This is a genomic window from Burkholderia sp. HMSC10F09 (genome assembly GCF_001806955.1).
In the GTDB taxonomy this organism is placed as follows: domain Bacteria; phylum Pseudomonadota; class Gammaproteobacteria; order Burkholderiales; family Burkholderiaceae; genus Burkholderia; species Burkholderia multivorans.
In genome coordinates this window covers 1-4,027 of sequence record NZ_KV786613.1, presented here as the reverse complement: position 1 = coordinate 4,027, position 4,027 = coordinate 1, and the positions used below count along the sequence as shown (strand labels likewise).

The following is a 4,027-nucleotide window of genomic DNA, read 5'->3' as shown; positions in this document are numbered from 1 at the left end:
CGTACAGGTGCCGACGCCGCGCGCGACCGCGCGCGCCGCGCAGCCGAGCGCCGACACGCGCCATGCGCCGCCGCCGTGGGAAGACATTCCGCCGGACGACTACGTGCCGCTCAGCGCGGACGAAATGTTCGGCGGCCCGCCGGACGACGGCTTCGTGCCGGTGTTCGACAGCGGCCCGGACGACGTGCGCGTCGCGCCGTCGCTCGCCGAAAGCCGGCCGTCGGCGCCGGTCGACACGCGTCCGTTGCCGCCCGCGATCGCGCTCGACGCGATCGGCTTCGACGGCGAATGGCCGACGCTCGCCGCACGATTGCCGCTGAAGGGCGTCGCATATCAGCTCGCGTTCAACAGCGAACTGACGGCTGTCGACGCGACGTCGCTGAAGCTGTCGGTGCCCGTCCCGCAGTACGCGGACGCCGCACAGGTCGCGAAGCTGAAGGCCGCGCTTGCCGATGCACTCGGCAAGCCGGTCGAGGTGGCGGTCGAGGTCGGCCCCGCGCGCCGCACGGCGGCGGCGCTCGACGCGGCCGCACGCGCGGCGCGTCAGCGCGAGGCCGAACAGGAGATTCACGCCGATCCGTTCGTCCAGCAACTCGTGCGCGACTTCGGCGCGCGCATCGTCGAAGGCTCCGTGCGTCCGCTCGCCGATTCGGCGCCGGACGGCGGTGCGCCGACGCTGCATTGAACGGATTGCGCCGCGGCAGGCACAATCCCGCCCCAGCACATTGGCCGGCACGCGCCGCGTGCCGGTTTTCACACGATCGAGAAGGAGTATTCCCATGTTGAAAGGCAACCTCGCCGGACTGATGAAGCAAGCGCAGCAAATGCAGGAGAACATGAAGAAGATGCAGGAGCAGCTTGCGCAGATCGAAGTCGAAGGGCAGTCGGGCGCCGGCCTCGTCAAGGTGACGATGACGTGCCGCAACGAAGTGCGACGCGTGTCGATCGATCCGAGCCTGCTCGCGGACGACAAGGACATGCTCGAGGATCTCGTCGCGGCCGCGTTCAACGACGCGGTGCGCAAGGCCGAGGCAACGTCGCAGGAAAAGATGAGCGGGATGACGTCGGGCCTGCCGCTGCCGCCGGGCTTCAAGCTGCCGTTCTGAACGCCGCGTTCGTCTCGACGTCTGCCGCCGTATGAAACAACCGTCCGCCCTGTCCGCGCTCGTCGAAGCGCTGCGTGCGCTGCCCGGCGTCGGGCCGAAGTCCGCGCAGCGCATGGCGTACCACCTGATGCAGCACGATCGGGAGGGCGCGGAGCGGCTCGGCCGGTCGCTGCTGTTCGCGACCGAGCATCTGCGGCACTGCGATAAATGCAACACGTTCACCGAAGCGCAGATCTGCGAGGTCTGCAGCGACGAGGAGCGCGACCCGACGCTGCTGTGCGTCGTCGAAACGCCTGCCGATCAAATCATGCTCGAGCAGACGATGACCTATCGCGGCCTGTACTTCGTGCTGATGGGGCGGCTCAGCCCGCTCGACGGCATCGGCCCGAAGGAAATCCACTTCGACCGGCTCGTGCGCCGCGCATCCGACGGCATCGTCAAGGAAGTCGTGCTCGCGACGAACTTCACGAACGAAGGCGAAGCCACCGCGCATTACCTCGGCCAGACGCTGAAGGCGCGCGGGCTCGCGGTCACGCGCCTCGCGCGCGGCGTGCCGGTCGGCGGCGAGCTCGAATACGTCGACGCGGGCACGATCGCCCGCGCGATGCTCGACCGCCGCACGATGTAATTTTCGGCGCCGCCAGCCGGCGGCGCCGTTCCTCATGTCAGGGAGACACATGAGCGCCAGCCAGGGCCCGCTCGCGGGCGTCAAAGTGCTCGAATTCGGAACGCTGATCGCCGGGCCGTTCGCGTCGCGGCTGTTCGCCGAGTTCGGCGCCGAAGTCATCAAGATCGAAGACCCGAAAGGCGGCGATCCGCTGCGCAAGTGGCGCAAGCTCCATCCGGAGCAGGGCGGCACGTCGCTGTGGTGGGCCGTGCAGGCGCGCAACAAGAAATCGGTCACGCTGAACCTGAAATCGGACGCCGGCAAGACGATCGCGCGCCAGCTCGCACGCGAAGCCGACATCGTGATCGAGAACTTCCGTCCGGGCCTGCTCGAAAAGCTCGGCCTCGGCTACGACGTGCTGTCGGCCGAGAATCCGGGCCTCGTGATGGTGCGCCTGTCCGGCTACGGGCAGACCGGCCCGTATCGCGACCGTCCGGGCTTCGGCGCGATCGCCGAATCGATGGGCGGGCTGCGCCACATCACCGGCTATCCCGACCTGCCGCCGCCGCGCATCGGCATCTCGATCGGCGATTCGATCGCCGCGCTGCACGGCGTGATCGGCGCGCTGATGGCGCTGCATCACCGCAAGGTGAACGGCGGCGCGGGGCAGGTCGTCGACGTCGCGCTATATGAAGCGGTGTTCAACATGATGGAAAGCGTCGTGCCGGAGTACGGCGTGTACGGGATGGTGCGCGAGCGCACCGGCGCGTCGCTGCCGGGCATCGTGCCGTCGAACACGTACGCGTGCCGCGACGGCAGCATTGTGATCGGCGGCAACAGCGATCCGATCTTCAAGCGGCTGATGAAGGCGATCGACCGCGACGATCTCGCGGACGATCCGGCGCTCGCGCAGAACGACGGGCGCGTGCCGCGCACGCAGGAAATCGACGACGCGATCGCCGCATGGCTCGCACCGCGCACGATCGACGAGGCGCTCGAGGTGTTGCACGCCGCCGACGTGCCGGCCGGGCGCATCTACAGCGTCGCCGACATGTTCACCGATCCGCAGTTCGCCGCACGCCAGATGATCCAGCACTTCAAGCTCGCCGACGGTACCGACATCCCGCTGCCGAACGTGACGCCGAAGCTGTCCGACACGCCGGGCGAAACGCGCTGGCTCGGCCCGGCGCTGGGCGAGCATACGGACGAGGTGCTGCGCGGCCTCGGCTACGACGCGCAGGCCATCGCGGCGCTGCGCGACGCCGGCGCGATCTGAGCGCAAATGCGGCCGCGCGATGCGGCCGTGCACCGCGCGCGCATGTGCCCGGCTGCCGTCGGACTGTCGCTCGCGCGCCATCTTTCCTCGGTTACAATCGCCGGATGCGAATCCTACTCAGCAACGACGACGGCTATCTCGCCCCGGGTCTTGCCGCGCTCAACGACGCGCTGCAACCGCTGGCCGAACTCACGGTGATCGCGCCCGAGCAGAACTGCAGCGGCGCATCGAACTCGCTGACGCTGTCGCGGCCGCTGTCCGTGCAGCGCGCGGCGAGTACGGGTTTCTTCTACGTGAACGGCACGCCGACCGACTCGGTGCACGTCGCGCTGACGGGAATGATCGACGCGCGGCCCGACCTCGTCGTGTCGGGCATCAACAACGGCCAGAACATGGGCGAAGACACGCTCTACTCGGGCACGGTCGCCGCCGCCACCGAGGGCATCATGTTCGGCGTGCCGGCGATCGCGTTTTCACTGGCCGACAAGGGCTGGGCCCATCTCGCAGACGCCGCGCGCGTCGCGGCCGAGATCGTCGCGCACTACCTCGCGCATCCGCTGCCGGGCCACCCGCTGCTGAACGTCAACATCCCGAACCTGCCGTACGACGAGCTGAAGGGCTGGAAGGTGACGCGCCTCGGCAAGCGTCATCCGTCGCAGCCGGTGATCCGCCAGGCCGATCCGCGCGGCGAGCCGATTTACTGGATCGGCGCGGCGGGCGACGCGATGGACGCGAGCGAAGGCACCGATTTCCACGCGATCGCCAACGGTTTCGTGTCGATCACGCCGCTGCAGCTCGATCTCACGCACACGCAGATGCTGCCCGCGACGCGCGAATGGGCGCGCGCCGGAGGGCGGGCTTCATGAGCGGCGAGCGCGCGAAGCGGTTCCCGCTCGCGCTCGAAGATCTCAAGCGAGCGCCACGCAAATCCGACGGGCGGCCCGGCGAACGCCATGCGCTTGCCGCGTCGAAGTCCGCCGACGGTCCGGTCGCCGTGCCGAAGCCCGGCCCGGCGCGCGGCGTGCCGGCCGGCCCGGC

At 69.2% G+C, this 4,027-nt stretch carries 5 protein-coding genes and 1 pseudogene; all 6 read left to right on the top strand.

Annotation, left to right across the window (positions count from 1 at the left end):
• Positions 1-685, top strand: a 685-nt coding sequence (locus HMPREF3115_RS07235) for a DNA polymerase III subunit gamma/tau C-terminal domain-containing protein (protein ID WP_305367004.1), incomplete at its 5' end; no start/stop codon positions are given.
• Between the two features lie 94 nt (positions 686-779).
• Entirely contained in the window at positions 780-1,106 is a 327-nt protein-coding gene (locus tag HMPREF3115_RS07230; RefSeq protein WP_006399891.1) for a YbaB/EbfC family nucleoid-associated protein, read from the top strand.
• A 31-nt stretch (positions 1,107-1,137) separates the two neighbouring features.
• Positions 1,138-1,734: a recombination mediator RecR gene (recR, locus tag HMPREF3115_RS07225; protein WP_006399892.1), complete on the top strand. Its 597-nt coding sequence runs from the start codon at positions 1,138-1,140 to the stop codon at positions 1,732-1,734.
• 49 nt (positions 1,735-1,783) lie between these two features.
• Positions 1,784-2,989: a CaiB/BaiF CoA transferase family protein gene (locus tag HMPREF3115_RS07220; protein ID WP_006404700.1), complete on the top strand. Its 1,206-nt coding sequence runs from the start codon at positions 1,784-1,786 to the stop codon at positions 2,987-2,989.
• A gap of 104 nt (positions 2,990-3,093) precedes the next feature.
• Positions 3,094-3,855 carry a 5'/3'-nucleotidase SurE gene (gene surE, locus HMPREF3115_RS07215; protein WP_006412019.1) on the top strand — a complete coding sequence of 254 codons (762 nt, stop codon included), beginning with the start codon at positions 3,094-3,096 and terminating at the stop codon, positions 3,853-3,855.
• A pseudogene (locus tag HMPREF3115_RS07210) lies at positions 3,852-4,027 on the top strand (protein-L-isoaspartate O-methyltransferase); the annotation flags it as partial. The gene surE and the pseudogene HMPREF3115_RS07210, both read left to right, overlap by 4 nt.

Bases quoted from the DNA above. Each gene is read 5' to 3' on its own strand.
- HMPREF3115_RS07220 (WP_006404700.1), top strand. From the start codon at position 1,784: ATGAGCGCCAGCCAGGGCCCGCTCGCGGGCGTCAAAGTGCTCGAATTC.
- recR (WP_006399892.1), top strand. From the start codon at position 1,138: ATGAAACAACCGTCCGCCCTGTCCGCGCTCGTCGAAGCGCTGCGTGCG.
- HMPREF3115_RS07230 (WP_006399891.1), top strand. From the start codon at position 780: ATGTTGAAAGGCAACCTCGCCGGACTGATGAAGCAAGCGCAGCAAATG.
- surE (WP_006412019.1), top strand. From the start codon at position 3,094: ATGCGAATCCTACTCAGCAACGACGACGGCTATCTCGCCCCGGGTCTT.